Genomic DNA, 18,275 nt, shown 5'->3' on the forward strand with positions numbered 1-18,275 from the left:
ATTTGCCAAAGTGGAAATTTACCTATAACAAAGAGACGGATACTTATACATGCCCTAATGGTAGCACCTTATCTTACGCTACAACGAACCGCGAAGGCTATCGTCAATACCATTCAAACCCTGCAGAATGTGTAAACTGTCCCCTGCTTAACCAATGTACGAAAGCCAAAAATCATAAAAAAGTTCTCTCAAGGCATGTATGGGAAGACAGTAAGGAAAAAGTGAGAGAGCATAGACTTTCCGCAACAGGGAAATTCCTCTATAAAAAAAGAAAAGAAACCATGAGCGAAGCTTCGCGGATGCCAAACAGCTCCACGGGCTTCGCTACTGCCGGTTACGCAGCTTAAAGGGCGCATCAGAACAAGCGTTGATGACAGCGGCAGCACAGAACATAAAAAAAGATCGCAAACCACCTCTCAGCGAGCTAAGAGGTGGTTTCGGCCATTCTTCACCGTAGGGTGAGCAAATACTTCTGACGAAAATAATAAAGAGAAACCCGCACTTCTCAAAAAGTGTGGGTTTCTCGACAATCTGAGACAGCTCTTATTAAGCTGTCTTTTTTTGTACCATAATTTATCATTTGGCGATAGACCAGGTTTTGCTTAGCTAGCCATTTACGTACTTCAAATAGTAAATGATCAAACATATCAGTAATATATGAAAACTACTCTTTACCAGACTTTTCTTTAAGGTGAATAACGATTAAAGTAAGCCTCCTACACCTGCAAATACCGTTCCTAAAAACATTACTGCAATCATAATATAAATGATGATTTTTCTATACTTACGGGGCATATTTCTACCTCCTCAATGACGATTCTAACATTTATTTTACTAATATATATTGACTATGACAAGGGGGGGCGATAAAGATGTCCAATTTTCAAACGAATCTCTGAATTTAGAAGGATTTGTCGAATTGGTTATCGAAGATATGTTATGTTATTTTCATTTAATTCTGCATTTTTATGATATTTAAAGGGGGATTCCTTCATGAGCAAGCATCAGATGAATGATTATGAAAAATGGAGAGAGGCAAGACAAAAGGAAGTAGAAAAACGACCGGAGCGGAGAGAGAATTTTCAAACTTCTTCACATATCTCAATTGATCCATTGTATGTACCTGATGACATGGGTGAAGAGTATATTAATAAAATCGGTTTTCCAGGAGAGTACCCTTATACAAGAGGTGTAAGGAGGACAATGTATCGTGGGCGCTACTGGACGATGCGCCAATATGCGGGATTCGGTTCTGCGAAAGAGACGAATAAAAGATTCCGTTATTTATTGGAACAAGGTCAGACTGGACTTTCTGTCGCGTTTGACCTTCCTACACAAATTGGCTATGATTCTGATGACCCGATGTCACTAGGTGAAGTAGGGAAAGTTGGTGTTGCGATTGATTCTTTAGAGGATATGGAAATCCTATTAGAAAACATTTCGCTTGATCAAGTGAGTACATCAATGACGATAAACGCCTCTGCTTCCGTTCTTTTAGCTATGTATATAGTAGTTGCTGAAAAACAAGGGGTCCCAAAGGAAAGAATTCAAGGAACGATCCAAAATGATATTTTAAAAGAGTATATTGCAAGAGGGACTTACATATATCCGCCAAAACCATCGATGCGTCTTATTACAGATATTTTTGAATATTGTACTGAGCACACCCCAAAATTTAATACGATTAGTATAAGCGGCTATCATATACGCGAAGCAGGAGCAACGGCAGTACAAGAGCTCGCTTTCACTTTAAGTAATGCAAAAGCATACGTAAAAGCTGCTATCGATGCTGGGCTGGATGTAGACAAGTTTGCCCCGAGACTCGCTTTCTTCTTTAATGGTCATAATCAATTTTTTGAAGAGGTAGCAAAATTTCGTGCAGCTAGACGGATGTGGGCTAAAATGATGAAAGAAGAGTTTGGAGCAGTAAATCCTAAAAGCTGGCAATTGCGTTTCCATACACAAGTTGCAGGGTCTACATTAACTGCACAGCAGCCGGATAACAATATTGTCCGTGTTGCGATTCAGGCACTAGCAGCTGTTATGGGCGGGACGCAAAGTTTACACACGAATTCTAAAGATGAAGCTCTATCTTTACCAACAGAAGATTCAGCGAGGATCGCTTTAAGAACTCAGCAAATCATCGCACATGAAACAGGAGTAGCTGATACGGTCGATCCGTTAGGAGGATCTTATTACGTTGAATCTTTAACGGATCAACTCGAAAAAGAAGCATATGATTATATCGATCAGATCGAACAACGAGGTGGTGCAGTTGCAGCAGTTGAACAACAATACATGCAGCGAGAAATTCGAAGGTCTGCTTATGATACACAGAAACGTCTTGAAAAGGAAGAAGAAATTGTCGTTGGTGTCAATCAATTTCAACTAGATGACGAACCAGATCCGGAATTAATGAAACTAGATGACCAATTAGTAGAAAACCAACTAGAGAGCTTAAAAGATGTGAGGAAAAATCGTAATCAGAGTGAAGTTGACCGAGCGCTAAGTCAGTTGTCGGATGCAGCGCAAGGAACTGAAAACTTAATGCCTTATATTATAGAGGCCGTTCGTGTATATGCAACTGTAGGTGAAATATGTCATACGATGCGTGACGTATTTGGTGAATATTAACAATTGCTGTTGAGGAGGAAAATTGATGGATAAAATTAGAGTACTTATTGCCAAACCAGGCTTAGATGGACATGATCGAGGGGCACTTGTCATTTCACAAGCACTACGTGATGCTGGAATGGAAGTCATTTATACTGGATTACGCCAATCCCCAAAACAAATCGTCAGCGCAGCAATTCAAGAAGATGTTGATGTGATTGGTCTTTCAAGTTTGTCAGGAGCGCATAATGTTCTATTTCCTGCTGTTATAGACCTTTTGAAAAAAGAAGACGCAGAAGATATTCTTGTGTTCGGAGGCGGCGTTATTCCATATGAAGATGTAAGAGAACTAGAAAAACAAGGGATCCAAAAAATCTTCACACCGGGAACTCCTACACATGCTGTTGCAGCATACATTGAACAGGCTGTGAAGGAACAACAAGGTAGCAAAACAAAATTATTAAATCCACCTAACAGTTTAGATCATATTGGCATTGCCGTATCTTCAATTGATGCAGCTTTACCATTTTATTTAGATCACTTGCATTTAGAAGTTGAAAAAATAGTTGAAGTACCGTCACAAAAAGTACGAGTTGCCTTCTTACCTTTAGGCAATAGTAAATTGGAATTATTGGAACCGCTTACAGATGATAGTCCTGTTACATCTTTTATTAAGAAAAAAGGGGAAGGAATTCATCACATTGCAGTAGGAGTAAGTAGTATTCAGGCCCGGCTTGATCAACTGAAAAAAGAAGGAATCTCACTTATTGATGAGACACCTAAAGAAGGAGCAGGAGGCTATCCTATAGCTTTTTTACATCCGAAAAATGCAAACGGAGTATTAGTAGAGCTTTGTGAGCCTCAAGTGACGACAGAAGGAGGCGAATAAAAATGGATATGTACGATAAAATTAATGAACTATATGATAAACGGAGAAAAGTAGAATTAGGAGGTGGCGATGAACGGATTGAGAGACAGCACGAAAAAGGGAAGTTAACTGCTAGGGAACGAATTGACTTCTTTTTAGACGATGGGTCATTTGTTGAATTAAATTCTTTTATAGAACATCGATGCTTAGACTTCGGAATGGAAAAAGGTTCAGCACCGGGCGAAGGGGTTGTAACAGGCTATGGGAAGGTCAATGGCAGAATCGTCTTCTTATTTGCTCAAGACTTTACTGTTTATGGTGGAGCATTAGGTGAAATGCACGCAAAAAAGATCGCCCATGTGATGGATTTAGCTGTAAAAAATAAGGCACCCTTCATCGGTTTGAACGACTCAGGTGGAGCGAGGATACAAGAAGGTGTTTTGTCATTAGATGGTTACGGACATATATTTTATCGGAATTCGATTTATTCGGGAGTGATTCCCCAAATTTCCGTCATTATGGGGCCATGTGCAGGTGGAGCTGTTTATTCACCAGCAATTACAGATTTTGTATTTATGGTTGAGAAAACAAGTCAAATGTTTATTACCGGCCCAAAAGTGATTGAAACGGTAACTGGGGAAACAATTACCTCTGAAGAATTAGGAGGAGCGAAAGTACATAGTAGTACGAGTGGAAATGCCCATTTTTCTTATTCGTCAGAAGAAGAAGCATTAACTGCAGTAAGAAATCTTTTAAGTTATTTACCACAGCATAATGAGGACCATCCTCCAAAACTTGAAGTGGAAAGTAGTGATGATGACTTTTTATATGACTTGTTAGATCATGTACCAGTAGATCCATCAAGACCTTATGATGTCCGAAACGTAATTAATGAAGTCGTCGACCATGACAGTTTTATGGAAGTACAGTCTAACTTTGCGAAAAATGCAGTCATTGGCTTTGCGAGGTTAAATGGCAAATCAGTTGGCATGATTGCTAACCAGCCGAAAGTAATGGCTGGTGGTTTAGATATAGACTCCTCTGATAAAATTTCACGGTTTATTCGATTTTGTGATTGTTTTCATATCCCATTAGTTACGTTTGAGGATGTCACTGGTTTTTTCCCTGGAATTAAACAAGAGCATGGTGGAATCATTCGTCATGGAGCAAAAATCCTTTATGCTTATTCAGAAGCAACGGTTCCTAAGATTACAGTTATTACGAGAAAAGCCTATGGTGGAGCTTATGTTGCTCTAAACAGTAAAGCGATTGGAGCAGATATCGTTTATGCTTGGCCAAATGCAGAAATTGCTGTTATGGGACCTCACGGGGCAGCGAACATTATTTTTGCAAAAGAAATTCAAGAAAGTGAAAATCCGGAAAATACGAGAAATGAAAAGATTGAAGAGTATCGTGAAAAATTTGCAAATCCTTATATTGCAGCTGCAAATGGAATGGTTGATGATGTTATTGATCCTAGGGAAACTCGGGTTAAACTCATTCAAAGTCTCGAAATGTTAGAAAGAAAAGACGAAGAAAGACCAAAGAAAAAGCATGGCAACATTCCTTTATAATGAATAAAAGACGACTTCGCATTTGATATTTGTTACAATATTCATGACATCTTAAGATTTGGAGGAACAGACATGGTTAATGAGGAAAGAATTATTGATGAATTTATCGGTCTCGTTAAGGTAGATTCTGAAACAAAGTACGAACGAGAAATTGCAAACGTATTAAAAGCTAAATTTGAAGAGCTTGGAGTAAAAGTGAAAGAAGATGATACGACTTCTGTAACAGGACATGGTGCTGGTAATTTAATTTGTACTCTAGAAGGTACGTTAGATGTGGATCCGATCTACTTTACATCACACATGGATACAGTTGTTCCTGGTAAAGGGATTGAGCCGGTCATTGAGGATGGATACATAAAGTCTGATGGGACAACAATACTCGGTGCCGATGATAAAGCGGGAATTGCTGCGATTTTAGAAGCAATTCGAGTTTTAAAAGAGCAAAATATTGAACATGGTACGATTCAGTTTATCATTACAGTAGGTGAAGAATCTGGTTTAGTCGGAGCAAAAGCGATAGATAGCAAAGATTTAATTGCGAAGTATGGCTATGCTCTTGATAGTGACGGCGAAGTTGGAACCGTTATAGTTGCTGCTCCTACACAATCAAAAGTGAATGCAACGGTATATGGGAAAACTGCTCATGCTGGTGTTGCACCTGAAAAAGGGGTTTCTGCCATTACGATTGGATCTAAGGCAATTGCGAGAATGCCGTTAGGGCGAATTGACGAAGAGACGACAGCAAACATTGGAAAATTCGAAGGTGGGAGTCAGACGAACATCGTATGCGACCGTGTACAAATATTTGCTGAAGCACGTTCACTTTTACCTGAAAAAATGGAAAAGCAAGTAGCTTCTATGAAAGAAGCTTTTGAAACAGCAGCAAAAGAAATGGGCGGAAATGTAGACGTCGACATTAACGTCATGTACCCAGGGTTTAAACATCAAGAAGGAGATCATGTTGTAGAAGTAGCAAAACAAGCAATTGAATCGATTGGACGAAAATCTAAGCTTGTGAAAAGTGGAGGCGGCAGTGATGCGAATGTTATTGCGGGACATGGGATTCCAACAGTAAATTTAGGTATCGGATATGAAGAAATTCATACGACAAACGAAAAAATGCCAATTAAAGAGCTTGTTAAAGCATCAGAGTTAGTCGTTGCATTAATGAAGACTGCAGCGAAATAGAATTATATATTGCTCCTTAGGGCAGGCTGTTGAGAAAATTCAACAGCCTGTTTTTTAAAAGGTTAAGAAAGTATAACATTTCAATCTCTCGATTGCTGTCTAGGGTAGCAGGCACGAGCTTCCACTCTTGCGAGTTGTCTCGACGGACAGGACGTCCTAATGTCGGGCATGCCACAGAGCGTGGCGTATTGCCCGGTTGACGGATATAGGATATAACCACAGAGCGATGCTAGAAGAAGAAGAGGCAGTGCTTTTCGCCGATAGGCGGGCGCCTTGAACTTTTCTTAGAAAAGTATGTAAAAATATGGTCTAATTCATTCTTACTTGGTGATATGTGGTACGATATGAAACGTATGGAATATCAATTAAGCTAGGAAGTGATTAATATGCCTTTTAATCAAAACACCCACTTACTGTTAAATTATATGAGAGGAATATTAAAAGTTCTTGAGGATGAATGGCAGAAAAACGCGCAAACGTTAGGATTGACTCTTGCTGAGCAACACGTTATGTGGATCGTTCATTCTGAAGGGAAAATGTCTATTTCGACAATTGCAAGAATAGGGTTATGGGACCGGTCTACAGTGATGCAAATTATAAAACGACTTCAGGCAAAAAAATTAGTAAGGATGACTAAAGACGAACAAGACTTGAGAATCACATACATTGAATTAACAGCTGAAGGAGAACACAAACGTGAATTGACGAAAGAAAAGGATTATAAGTTATTCGACTTTATCTACAAGTATCAAGAAGAAAATGAGGAATTTATGACAGAGCTAATTAAGTTCCATCGTGAAGCAAATAAATATTTCCATGGTGAAGACTTTGTTGAATGGGTTGAAAGAACGACAGAACAATACGCTGAAAATAGTTAAGAAAAACCTGTCAACTTATTGAAGGAAGCTGACAGGCTCAATGGAACCAAACTCTAATGATTCTAATATTGTTTCTTCGGAGTACCCGGTTTTATTTGCAAGTTGCTTAATAGTTGGTGAAGGCCATTTATTTTGTCTATGTCTCGCAACGACTTCTACGACAAGAAATAATACGATATTATAGATGGAGTGACTTTTTACGATGTTATGAGTCATATAATCAACTACCTTTCATCGTGTTACTTATCATTTTATCATATCTATTTAATCTATAAAGATTCCATCTTGTGAAAGATTGTAAAAAAATGTTGGACACTAGGGAAACCTAGTGTTTTGTTGTATCTTAGGAAATCGACAAAGACGACATAGGCAGGAAGCTCCTGATGTTAATGATTGTTACTTCGTATAGATTGATTTTTTTCAGCAATAAAGGCATTATAAAAGCTAGGAGGCTGTATTCATGGATACTTCAAATAAAAGAAGAATAATTTTTCACGTAGATATGAATAGTTTTTATGCTTCTGTTGAGGCTTCTTATGACCGCTCATTGCTAGGAAAACCATTAGCAATTGCCGGGAATGCTGAACAACGAAGAGGAATTGTTGTTACAGCTAGCTATGAAGCAAGAGCTCGAGGAGTAAGGCCTCCGATGCCTTTATGGGAAGCTTTAAAAGTATGTCCTGAATTGATCGTAAGAGAACCTAATTTTGATCGATATCGAGCGGCGTCGAAGAGTATGTTTCAATTATTATATGAATATACACCTCTAGTTGAGCCAGTATCAATTGACGAAGGATATATGGATGTTACCACGCCAAACTCACATTTATCGGCAACTAAGTTAGCCGTTCATATTCAACGAAGAATTAAGAATGAGTTAAATTTACCTTCGAGTATCGGCATTGCCCCTAATAAATTTTTAGCTAAAATGGCCAGTGATATGAAGAAACCAATGGGAATAACTGTGCTTAGAAAGAGAGAAATAAAAGAAAAGCTATGGCCTCTTCCAGTCATTGAAATGCATGGGATAGGAGAAAAAACAGCAGATAAGCTAAAATCAATTGGAATTACAACCATTCGACAACTAGCTGAGTCTGACGAGTATTATTTAAAAACTCGATTTGGTGTTGCCGGAGTAAGAATGTATGAGAAGGCTCATGGAATTGATAACCGCCCAGTAGATCCAGATGCTGTTGAGGAGTTCAAAAGTATAGGTAACTCGACTACATTGCCTAAAGATACAACGAACTCAGCTCAAATAAGAAAAATTTTGATGGATTTATCTGATTCTGTAGGGAGAAGAATGAGGCGAAAATCTGTATATGCTGGAAATATCCAGTTGACGATAAGGTATCATGACCGGAAAACGATCACACGTAGCCGCAAGCTTGAACACCCTGTAAGTTCTCACGACGATATTTTTCACGCTTCCTGGAGCTTACTAGATAAATATTGGAACCGGGATCCAATTCGGTTGTTAGGTGTAACGGCAATGGATCTAGTAGAAAAAGGCCACGCTTCTAAACAGCTTGATCTATTTTCTTATAAGCATGATGAAAAAGAAGAGAAACTTAACATGACAGTTGATCAAATAAGAAATAAATTTGGAGAAAACGTGTTGTTAAAAGGAGTTCAGCTTGGGGATGACCGGAGCAGCCAGCTGCGAGACAAGAAAAAAAGAGGAACGAGTCTTGAAAAGGACTTTTTAAGAGATCATTTATTTTCAAATGATGATTAAAGGCGTACGATCTATAAATTGATCGGCGTTTTTTATTTGTGTTAGGAAATACTTAATCTACAGTTTCAACTAGCCGATAAAAGAATAGAGAGATTGTGATAGGGAAGTGTTTATTAATGGAAATTCAAGGACAGCAAGTGAATATGCAATCAAATGGCCATGGACGCTCGCTTCAATTAAGGGAAGGCGAAGTTTATAATGCAAAAATAGAATCTAGAGTTTCTGATCGAGAAGCAGTGATTTCAATCAGAGGTCAAGAGGTAAAAGCTAAATTTGAGGGGAGTGTCCCAAAAGGGGATCGCGTAACCGTACAAGTAGAAGGAAGAACAGACGAAGGTGTCAGAGTGAGAGAAATTACTGCTGACGCAAACGGACGTGACCAATCTCGACCCTCTGGTAGACAAGGGGATTCGGTCGACAGAGTTCTAAGAAATTTTGGTGAAAGAGATGCTAGCCCTGAATTACGGCAGGCAGCTCAAAGGTTATTAAATCAAGGAATACCATTAACGCGAGAAACTGTACAAGATCTTAGCAGATACATAGAGCGTGGGGGAGGAACGATATCAGAACGGCTTGAAACAATATCGATGATGGCTAATAAAAGGCTAGCCCCAACTGAATCACAAATTCGTGCCGTACATGAAGCCCTACATGGCCGTGAGTTTACCAATGCAATGAGGGAGCTTATTCAATCACATACTCCTACCGTAAATAATAGCGTAGACTTATTTGACAACTCCCGACAACTCGTTCAGTTTCCTGTAGCAACAGGGAATGATAACCAAAATTCGATTCAGATTTTGCTGACACAATGGGCTCAGCAAGTACAAAGTGAACCGAACTTAATGAAGGCAATAGACGAGTTAAAAAATCATCTTACCCAGCAAACTGTTACCGATGATGTTCGCAATGTGATTAATCAAGGCATTAATGAGGCAACAAATCGGCTTGAAGCAGGAAGGGAATTGAAGGCAAGGCAACAAATCGTTGATACGCTGCAAATGGCACAAAATATCGTTGCAAATGGAGTAAATACGAGCAATAATGCAGATTTACGGCCACAAATAGAAAGCTACGTGAAAAACGAAATCTTCCAGTCATATCAAGGCTCATCAAAACAAATGCTTATCACTCAAGTAACTGAAAGACTAGCACTTGCTACTGACGAATTTAAAGGTTTCCAACGGGATGTCAGTAAGCAGCTTGGTCGTGTAGAAATGATCATTCAACAATTTCAAACGAGGTCAACAGAGCAAGCTCGACCGATGTTGGAAAATATCATCCGCCAATTAGATCAAGCAATCTTAAAAAATGATTGGCTCCTATTTGCGGATATGAAAACAGAAAAACGTGTGCTGGAAATAAGCTCCAAGTTAGCGAATGCAAAAAGTTTACTAGCACGCGGTGAGCATATGGAAGCAAGGCAGGTTGTAAGAGAAGTTCAGCAACAAATCGATCGGCTTCAGTTCCAACCTTCGAATCAACGTGTACAACACGTCGTTTCTCAAGAACAATTATCGAGAGAACCGAGGACACCAGCTCACCAATTATCAAGTCTGCTGGACCAAACGTCAAGATCGTTATTACAGCAAGATGGCTCTCCTCGTCAACTATTTGAAAATATCCGTACAATCGGGCTGAACAGAGAATCTGAGTTATCCCAAATGCTAGCCTCTGGAAAAGATTCGCCAGCGGAATCACAACAAAAAAATATGAAATCCATTCTTTATCAAATGCTTAGAAGTGAAGAAGAGGGAAGCAGAGCGCACCAACAGGCACAGCAAGCACTACAAAATCTTTCAGGTCAACAGTTAATGAGTCGAACCGACCATCAGCAAAATATGCAAATGCTCATGATCCAATTGCCTTTATTATTAAAAGGACAAGCGGAAAACTTACAAGTTTTTATTAATTCAAAGAATGATGGAGAAAAAATTGATTGGGAAAACTGTCAGTTATATTTTTTAATCGATACGAAAAAAATGGGAGAAGTCGGGATTTCACTTACTGTTTCAAATAGAGCATTGAGTGTGACATTAAAAAACGATGCTTCTCAATTTAAACAAAAAGTTGAACCAATAGCAGCGAAATATGTTGATCGACTAAAAGAAATTGGATTTAATATTAATGGATTGAAATTTACGAAAATGACGGTGGAAGAAGAGAAAAAAGCAAATAAAGAGGAAGAAACACCTCAAAGAGCAACGATGACAAAAGAAGGGTTTGATTATAAAATATGATCGTAACAAAGCATTTTAACCAGCTTAAAAGGAGAGAAATCAATGGTCATTCTGCAGCTGTTATACGTTATGATGAAGCTTCAGGAGAAGAACCGAAAGTCGTTGCTCAAGGGCGAGGACATGTAGCAAAAAAGATTTTGGAATTAGCAAGTAAACATGATATACCGATGGAAGAAGACCCAGGATTGTTAGAAAATTTGTTAGACATGGATTTGGGCGAGAATATCCCTCCTCAGTTATATGCTGTTATGGCTGAAATTTTATTATTAATAGAAGAAATGGAAGAGAACTATTAATGATTCAATCGACAATGCCGATAAATAAAATAGAGCAAGGTAGTTAATAGAGGATACATATACAAGGATGTATTAAGAACGATCAACGTCTTGGAGGTGAAAGGATTGATAACGAAAGAAGCATTACATAAAAAAACGCCTCAAGAAATTACTGCTCTTCTATATGAAGCTTGTTTGGACCGGTTAGAAGACGCGAAGGACGAGATTAATAACAAAGATTATGTTCAAGCAAACATTAATCTACAAAAGGTAAATGATCTGTTAGAACGATTAGGAGCAGGTCTTAACTATGAAGCAGGCATTATCGCCGACCAATTTGATGCCATATATAATTACTTAGCTGATAAAGTCATTGAAGCGAATGTCATGAAAGATACGAAAAAAATAGACGAAGTGGTAGCGCTTCTGGAAAGTTTAGCATCTTCATGGCAGGAAGCGATGAAAGCTGACGTTTCCATACAAAAGCACTTAGCTCATAAACAAAAAACGAGTGCGTATGAAAAAAATATTATGTCAGAATAAAGAAATTTGAGGTGGATTATATGAAAATTAATAATAACATTCAAGCATTAAATGCGTACCGCAATCTTTATCAAAATCAGTTTCAAACGTCTAAAAACTTAGAAAAACTATCATCTGGCTTACGGATTAACCGTGCTGCTGATGATGCAGCAGGATTAGCAATCTCTGAAAAAATGCGTTCACAAATTCGTGGCTTGAAACAAGCAGAACGAAACGCACTAGATGGTGTATCACTCATTCAAACAGCTGAAGGTGCAATGCAAGAAATCCACTCGATGCTGCAGCGAATGAGAGAATTAGCCGTTCAGGCTGCAAATGATACGAATACAGAAGATGACCGTGAGCAGCTGCAAAAAGAAATCGATGAACTAATGGAAGAAATTAATAGTATTTCGGAAAAAACAGAGTTTAATACGCGCTCATTATTAAACGGAGATGAAGAGGGAAATTCTGAAGATTCAAGCGTTTTATCGTTGTTTTTCCAAATCGGTGCTAATGCAAATCAATCGGTCGCGATTGATATTCCGAAGATGAACACAGTTGAACTAGGACTTAGCGAGGAAGGAGATGGAGAGGGCGAGCACATTCTTAGCGTTAATTCGACTGATGATGCAAATGAAGCGATTGACCTGTTAGACACTGCAATTAGTACCGTTTCCGATGCCCGTTCTCAGCTCGGCGCACTGCAAAACCGAATGGAGCACACAATTAACAACTTGCAAGTGACTCATGAAAACTTGACGAGTGCCGAATCTCGTATACGTGATGCTGATATGGCTTTAGAAATGACAGAGTTTACTCGAAACAATATTCTAAACCAGTCAGCTACTGCGATGCTTGCTCAAGCAAACCAGCTTCCGCAAGGTGTACTACAATTACTTCAATAGGATAATGTTGAAGGCTCATATAATAGTGGGCCTTCTTTTTTAAAGGAAAGAATAGAAACAACTCGTTTAAATGGTCTTTTTTAAAAAGAAGTCACTTGGATGGAAACAAGCATTACTTTATAATATAGTCAGAAATCAATAAAGGAGTTCAATAAATGGATGTTCAAAAAGTCGGCAGAACGAGTATACAAAAAGCTGAAAAACAAAAATCTACTGGAACACAAGCGAAAACGACGTTTCAAGAAATTATGAAGCAAGGAAGGAATAATCAGCAATACGATAAGCTTAACCAATTATTAACGAAAATTGATGATCAAGGAAAAGTGCTGGCACAGTCTCGTACGGTCGATGAACTTCGGAAATACAAACAGCTGGTGAAAGATTTTATGGATGATGCTGTAAAAATGGGGTTGAGCCTTGAAGAGCAAAAAGGTTTTAATCGAAGAGGACGAACAAAAGTATATAAGATTGTTCGTGAAGTGGACCGGAAGCTACTTGATTTAACGGACGCAGTTTTAAAGGAACAAAAAAAAGGGATCGATATTCTCGACATGGTCGGAGAAATTCGTGGACTACTCGTAAATATTTATGCATAGAGAGCTTCAGTCATTTGTCTGAAGCTCTTACTCTATGAAGATAATAAATAGAACTTTCTTAAAGAATATAGGAGCGAATGGGATGTTTAAAGGTGTTTACATATTTGAAACTTTTATTCAAAAAAATGACGAAGAAGTTTGGAATTTTTTCCTTCTCAATGAAAACATAATAAAGATTACGACTTTTCCAAAACTAAATTTTTCTGGAGATAAGTATTTAAGCGAAGGAGCTACGTTTAATCTGAAACTGAAATTCCCGTTGGTCTCATTATCTTGGAAGGGGAAGATCATTAAAGTAAAAAATAAAATGTTTTTTACCGATGTTGCAGTCAATCTTCCTTTTCCGCTCAAAGGGTGGCACCATACTCACACATTTGAGCGAATAAATGAACATGAAACAAAAATAATTGATAAAGTCGTTTTTCACTCATACGTCCCATCCTTTATCGTAAAAATAACACTTTACCAAATGTTCTCGAGTCGAAAAAAACAATTAAAAAAGTACCTCAATAACAATTGAGATACTTCTCATTCGCTTTACCAAGCTCGATTGTACTGTTTTGGAGCTTTAAGTTCAAAACTAAGCTCAGCTGCGGCTTTGCGCGGCCAATATGGGTCGCGTAATAACTCGCGACCGATGAATACTAAATCTGCACGATCATTTTGCAAAATTTCCTCTGCTTGTGCACCTGTTGTGATGAGCCCGACGGCTCCAGTGGCGATTTCAGCTTCCCGTTTTATCGTTTCTGCATGGCGAAGCTGATAACCAGGAAAGACGTCGATTGGTACTTTGACAACCCCTCCTGTACTGCAATCGATTAAATCGACACCTAGTGATTTTAACTGTTCAGCAAAATAAACGAAATCATTTAGCTGATTACCATCTTTATGGTATTCATCTGCTGATATCCGGACGAATAGCGGGCCTCTCCAAACTGTTTGCACACGTTCAATCACATCTTTCAAAAAGCGGAAGCGATTTTGTCTTGATCCACCATATTCATCTGTTCGTTTGTTTGTAAGTGGCGATAAAAATTGACTAATTAAGTATCCATGGGCTCCATGAATTTCAATAATATCAAATCCAGCTTTCATTGCACGTACAGAAGCCTTTTTAAATGATTCAATTGTTGAAGAAATATCAGTTTTGGTCATTTCCTTTGGAAGCTTCCCGTTTTCATCAAAAGGGATGGGAGAAGGCGCGAGAATATCCCCATCATACTCGGCTTTTCTCCCGGCATGACCTAATTGTATAGCTGTCTTCGAACCTTGGACTTTAATCTTTTCTACAAGCAAACGTAACCCTTCTATTTGATCATCATTCCATATCCCTAAATCTTGATGAGAGATGCGGCCTTGCTGTGTGACAGGCGTAGCCTCAGTCATGATTAATCCTACTTGACCTACTGCTCGACTTATGTAGTGGGTGAAGTGCCAGTCAGTTATTTTTCCATCTTCGAGTGAAGAGTACATGCACATAGGAGACATAACAATGCGATTATTTAATGTCACATCTTTAAATGTAATCGGTGTAAAGAGTTTCGGATTCATATCTTTGGACACTCCTTTTTATTTCGTTAATCTAAATGATTTTTCTAATGTATCATATTCTTTCGTTTCTGTCAGAAAATAAGCTTTCATATATTTAACTTATTAAAAAGGAATGCTCTTATTAAGTTTATGATTAATGATGTAAATAGCAGGCTTTCATATAAGGTTTTCTAGATCAAAACAATGTGCCAGGCTCTCCCAACAGAAGTTGTTGGAGCGAGCCCGGCACATATGAGTTAACTACTATTAAATTAAGATTTCTTTTTCCTTTGATCATGTAAATAACCATTTAAATAAGCTAATAGTTTACTTCGGGTGATAATACCGATAAATGAGCCGTCTTCGTCTTCAACACAAATAAACGGGTGATTAATTGAATATGACAGGGCTCGTTCGAAAGGCGCAGAACTCTTAATGCAAGCGATTGAAGTAGACATCACATCATTCACTTTCGTTTCATGAAGCCTTTCTGGTTCAAGTCGCTCAATTCCTAAAATGGTATCTAATATTTCTGCTTTACTGATCGCCCCTTTTAACTTAAATGATGTGTCTAAAACAGGGATCGCCGTATAGCCTGATTTAATAAGAACAAGTAAAGCATGTTCTAACGTATTTTCCGGTTGAACATGGGCAACTTTTTCAGCTGAGATTAAAAATGGTGCTACATCTTTTTCTAATATATTCATTTCTTCAAGTTTTTGCATTTTACATGCACACTTTCTTTAGTCAGATTTTAACCCCATTAACTTTACCACAATGGGGAGACAATTAAACATTCATAATCATTAAATATCAGTGTCCATAAAAATATTGATTTTTACGGGGAGATATCTATTTATATGTTAGAGCGAAATGTGGGAATTGTCAATGGATCATTGAAAGCGCTTTCATTATTATTTATGATAAATATTTGAATTGTGTGCTTGTCCATCGTTTAATCTTTTTCTCTTAAAACCATACTGTGTATGAGGTGAGTATCATGCACAGTAAACAAACAGTAAAATATATTTGTGAAAAATATCCTTCAGGAAATTGTTATTTTTATAAGCAAGAGTTGATCACAATGGATACTTGGGATCATCCTTCAACCATTATGTGGGGACAGAGGCGACCTGTGTCGAGAAAAACATTTATAAAAAGAAAAAATGAAGGGTATAAAACCATTGAAACATTTATAAATAAACAGCCTGCAGCAGTGCTCCAGTTCAATAGAGAAGTCATTGACTGATTGAATGTTTACATCAATAATCGATGGAAAAACGACAAAAAGAGGGTTTTCGACAATGGGCAGCGAATCATTTTGTTAGTCATATTCCAAAAATATTTATAGGTAAAGGTAAGGTCACGTATAAAGTCCTTTCTAGTTGATCATTAATTGTGGAGGAATTAGACATGGCAAAATGGCAAACAGCTGAAGGAATAAAAAATTTAACGATATCATTAGTAGAGTATGGGAGTGTTACGGGATCTCAAGAAGAGATTGGGATCATGGAGTTTGTCGATTACGAACTACGTTCATTGCCTTACTTTCAAAAACATGAAGATCAACTTCAAATGCATTATACAGAAGATGGTAGAAAATTTGTTACTGCTATCGTAAAAAGTAATTGTACAACTGATAAAACGGTCATCGTCATGGGACATTTAGATGTAGTTGACGTTGAAGACTATGGAGAATGGAAACATCTAGCGTTTCGTCCAAGAGAACTGACGAAGCAAATGCTTGAAAAAAAAGAACTACTTCCAGACGTTGTACAAGAAGACCTCAAACAGGACGAGTGGCTGTTTGGAAGAGGAACGATGGATATGAAGGCGGGGATCGCTCTTTGCATGTCTATGGTCGAAGCAGCTGCAAGTGGTGAGTTCGAGGGGAATATTGTTTTTTTAGCTGTCCCTGATGAAGAAGTCAATTCTACAGGAATGCGCGCAGCAGTCCCTGTCCTACTCGACTTAGCAAATAAATATCAATTGAATTATGATGTTCTTTGGAATACTGAGCCAGTTTTTGCAACATATCCTGGAGATGAACGGTTATATATTTACCAAGGATCCTTGGGGAAAATATTGCCCGGTTTTTATTGCTATGGAGAAGAATCTCATGTAGCTGAACCATTTTCGGGATTAAATGGAAATTTTATGACCTCGCACTTAACAGATGCCATTGAGTTAAACCCAAAACTGTCTGAGAAAGTGGGGGAAGAAAAATCACCACCTCCAACGTCATTACTTCAAAAAGATCTTAAAGCAGATTATTCTGTTCAGATTCCACATACTGCAGTCATGATCTTTAATTTAATGACGATGAAGAAAACAATGAAAGAAGTAACCGATCATTTATTGCAAATTGCGAATGTAACTGCAGAAAAAATCGTGACAGCATACAAAGAGAGGGAAGTAGCTTTTGCAGATATTCATGATTATACCCCGAAGGAACGAAACATTCATGTACTCACTTTTCAAGAATTATTAGATCATGCGATAACAATTGTAGGTGAGGATGAAGTTAATAGAAGGTTGTCATTCATTCAAGCAAATGAATCGGAGGGAGATGACCGCGACCTTACAATATTAACTGTTCACGAAATTGCCTCTCTATGTAAAGATTTAGCTCCAATGATCGTGTTGTTTTACTCCCCTCCTTATTATCCAGCTGTTAGTTCTAAAGGGGAAGCGGTTATTTCTGAATTGAGTGAAACACTTATTAAGAAAGCAGATGAGCATTATCAGATTACATTAGAGACTGTTAATTATTTCCCTGGATTATCAGATTTAAGTTATGCGTCATTAGCCGAGCCAGCAGAGAAGCTTGAAGCTTTAACGAATAATATGCCGTTATGGAATGTCACTTATAAGCTTCCATTAGAAGAAATGGAACAGCTCAATTTAAAAGTAGTGAACTTTGGTCCGTTAGGAAAAGATCCACATAGCTGGACAGAAAGATTAAATGTTACGTATTCCTTTGAGAAGCTGCCCAAATTAATGAGAGAAGGAATTCGCTCTATTTTTTCTAAATAGGTTCCGATACGTCTGCTTTATGTGCAAAATTGTAACGAAAAAGACCCCAAAGTGGGTCTTTTTTCATTATTATATTCTTTGTAAACCACAGGCTCTGTCTGTGTGAGAAATTAAACCTTAAATATGGTCCCTTAAGGGACTCTGGTCGTAAAGTGCCCTTTAAGGAGAAATTTTTAAAAGAAAAGTATGATATCTCACGATCTCATCCCTCCCGGCGGACGCTTTCCATGGGGCTTGTCTTCAACTAATTCTGACTCAGCGAAGCATCGTCAGAATGGATTTTCAGACTTCGCTGATCCCATTGGAGTC

18 protein-coding genes and 1 pseudogene are annotated in these 18,275 nt (G+C 38.1%); 15 read left to right on the plus strand and 4 right to left on the minus strand.

The window, feature by feature from the left end:
* Window positions 1-428: pseudogene (locus CD001_RS15130) on the plus strand (transposase); the annotation flags it as partial.
* Window positions 429-702: 274 nt separating this feature from the next.
* On the opposite strand, the gene prli42 reads toward CD001_RS15130, so the two are convergent.
* Complete coding sequence (gene prli42, locus CD001_RS26465) at window positions 703-795, minus strand: stressosome-associated protein Prli42 (protein WP_179298767.1); 93 nt, start codon at window positions 793-795, stop codon at window positions 703-705.
* Between the two features lie 198 nt (window positions 796-993).
* Here prli42 and CD001_RS15135 point away from each other — a divergent pair, with 198 nt between their 5' ends.
* From CD001_RS15135 to CD001_RS15155, 5 genes are all read left to right on the plus strand, one after another.
* On the plus strand, window positions 994-2,634 hold the full coding sequence (locus CD001_RS15135; RefSeq protein WP_096188502.1) for an acyl-CoA mutase large subunit family protein: 1,641 nt from the start codon (window positions 994-996) through the stop codon (window positions 2,632-2,634).
* Between the two features lie 25 nt (window positions 2,635-2,659).
* On the plus strand, window positions 2,660-3,502 hold the full coding sequence (gene mce, locus CD001_RS15140; RefSeq protein ID WP_096188503.1) for a methylmalonyl-CoA epimerase: 843 nt from the start codon (window positions 2,660-2,662) through the stop codon (window positions 3,500-3,502).
* A gap of 2 nt (window positions 3,503-3,504) precedes the next feature.
* Window positions 3,505-5,055: an acyl-CoA carboxylase subunit beta gene (locus CD001_RS15145; RefSeq protein WP_096188504.1), complete on the plus strand. Its 1,551-nt coding sequence runs from the start codon at window positions 3,505-3,507 to the stop codon at window positions 5,053-5,055.
* A gap of 72 nt (window positions 5,056-5,127) precedes the next feature.
* Window positions 5,128-6,243 carry a M20/M25/M40 family metallo-hydrolase gene (locus CD001_RS15150; RefSeq protein WP_096188505.1) on the plus strand — a complete coding sequence of 372 codons (1,116 nt, stop codon included), beginning with the start codon at window positions 5,128-5,130 and terminating at the stop codon, window positions 6,241-6,243.
* 386 nt (window positions 6,244-6,629) lie between these two features.
* The gene (locus CD001_RS15155) at window positions 6,630-7,121 is read left to right on the plus strand and encodes a MarR family winged helix-turn-helix transcriptional regulator (RefSeq protein ID WP_096188506.1); all 492 of its coding nucleotides are present in this window, start codon (window positions 6,630-6,632) and stop codon (window positions 7,119-7,121) included.
* Between the two features lie 15 nt (window positions 7,122-7,136).
* Here CD001_RS15155 and CD001_RS15160 read toward each other — a convergent pair whose 3' ends face one another.
* Window positions 7,137-7,337, minus strand: a complete 201-nt coding sequence (locus tag CD001_RS15160) for a hypothetical protein (RefSeq protein WP_096188507.1) — start codon at window positions 7,335-7,337, stop codon at window positions 7,137-7,139.
* Between the two features lie 244 nt (window positions 7,338-7,581).
* Between CD001_RS15160 and CD001_RS15165 the strand changes: the two genes are divergently transcribed.
* The 7 genes from CD001_RS15165 to CD001_RS15195 all read left to right on the plus strand — a co-directional run bounded on the left by CD001_RS15165 (window position 7,582) and on the right by CD001_RS15195 (window position 13,920).
* Entirely contained in the window at window positions 7,582-8,859 is a 1,278-nt protein-coding gene (locus CD001_RS15165) for a DNA polymerase IV (protein ID WP_096188508.1), read from the plus strand.
* Between the two features lie 116 nt (window positions 8,860-8,975).
* On the plus strand, window positions 8,976-11,099 hold the full coding sequence (locus CD001_RS15170; RefSeq protein WP_096188509.1) for a hypothetical protein: 2,124 nt from the start codon (window positions 8,976-8,978) through the stop codon (window positions 11,097-11,099).
* Window positions 11,096-11,395, plus strand: a complete 300-nt coding sequence (locus CD001_RS15175) for an EscU/YscU/HrcU family type III secretion system export apparatus switch protein (RefSeq protein WP_179298768.1) — start codon at window positions 11,096-11,098, stop codon at window positions 11,393-11,395. Before CD001_RS15170 ends, CD001_RS15175 begins: the two co-directional genes overlap by 4 nt.
* A gap of 96 nt (window positions 11,396-11,491) precedes the next feature.
* Complete coding sequence (gene fliS, locus CD001_RS15180; protein WP_096190629.1) at window positions 11,492-11,917, plus strand: flagellar export chaperone FliS; 426 nt, start codon at window positions 11,492-11,494, stop codon at window positions 11,915-11,917.
* 20 nt (window positions 11,918-11,937) lie between these two features.
* Complete coding sequence (locus CD001_RS15185) at window positions 11,938-12,804, plus strand: flagellin N-terminal helical domain-containing protein (RefSeq protein WP_096188510.1); 867 nt, start codon at window positions 11,938-11,940, stop codon at window positions 12,802-12,804.
* 155 nt (window positions 12,805-12,959) lie between these two features.
* Window positions 12,960-13,400: a YaaR family protein gene (locus tag CD001_RS15190; RefSeq protein ID WP_096188511.1), complete on the plus strand. Its 441-nt coding sequence runs from the start codon at window positions 12,960-12,962 to the stop codon at window positions 13,398-13,400.
* A gap of 82 nt (window positions 13,401-13,482) precedes the next feature.
* On the plus strand, window positions 13,483-13,920 hold the full coding sequence (locus CD001_RS15195) for a hypothetical protein (RefSeq protein WP_096188512.1): 438 nt from the start codon (window positions 13,483-13,485) through the stop codon (window positions 13,918-13,920).
* A gap of 17 nt (window positions 13,921-13,937) precedes the next feature.
* Here CD001_RS15195 and namA read toward each other — a convergent pair whose 3' ends face one another.
* Together namA and cbpB are read right to left on the minus strand one after the other, a co-directional pair.
* Entirely contained in the window at window positions 13,938-14,951 is a 1,014-nt protein-coding gene (gene namA, locus CD001_RS15200) for an NADPH dehydrogenase NamA (protein ID WP_096188513.1), read from the minus strand.
* Window positions 14,952-15,202: 251 nt separating this feature from the next.
* A complete protein-coding gene (gene cbpB / locus CD001_RS15205) occupies window positions 15,203-15,655 on the minus strand; it encodes a cyclic-di-AMP-binding protein CbpB (RefSeq protein ID WP_096188514.1) in 453 nt (150 codons plus the stop codon).
* Between the two features lie 275 nt (window positions 15,656-15,930).
* On the opposite strand from cbpB, the gene CD001_RS15210 reads away from it, so the two are divergent.
* On the plus strand, window positions 15,931-16,179 hold the full coding sequence (locus CD001_RS15210; RefSeq protein WP_096188515.1) for a hypothetical protein: 249 nt from the start codon (window positions 15,931-15,933) through the stop codon (window positions 16,177-16,179).
* A 164-nt stretch (window positions 16,180-16,343) separates the two neighbouring features.
* Window positions 16,344-17,966, plus strand: coding sequence for a M20/M25/M40 family metallo-hydrolase (locus tag CD001_RS15215; RefSeq protein WP_096188516.1), 1,623 nt, complete (start codon window positions 16,344-16,346; stop codon window positions 17,964-17,966).
* Window positions 17,967-18,275: the final 309 nt, after the last annotated feature.

Source organism: Evansella halocellulosilytica (assembly GCF_002335745.1).
Taxonomy (GTDB): domain Bacteria; phylum Bacillota; class Bacilli; order Bacillales; family Salisediminibacteriaceae; genus Bacillus_CA; species Bacillus_CA halocellulosilytica.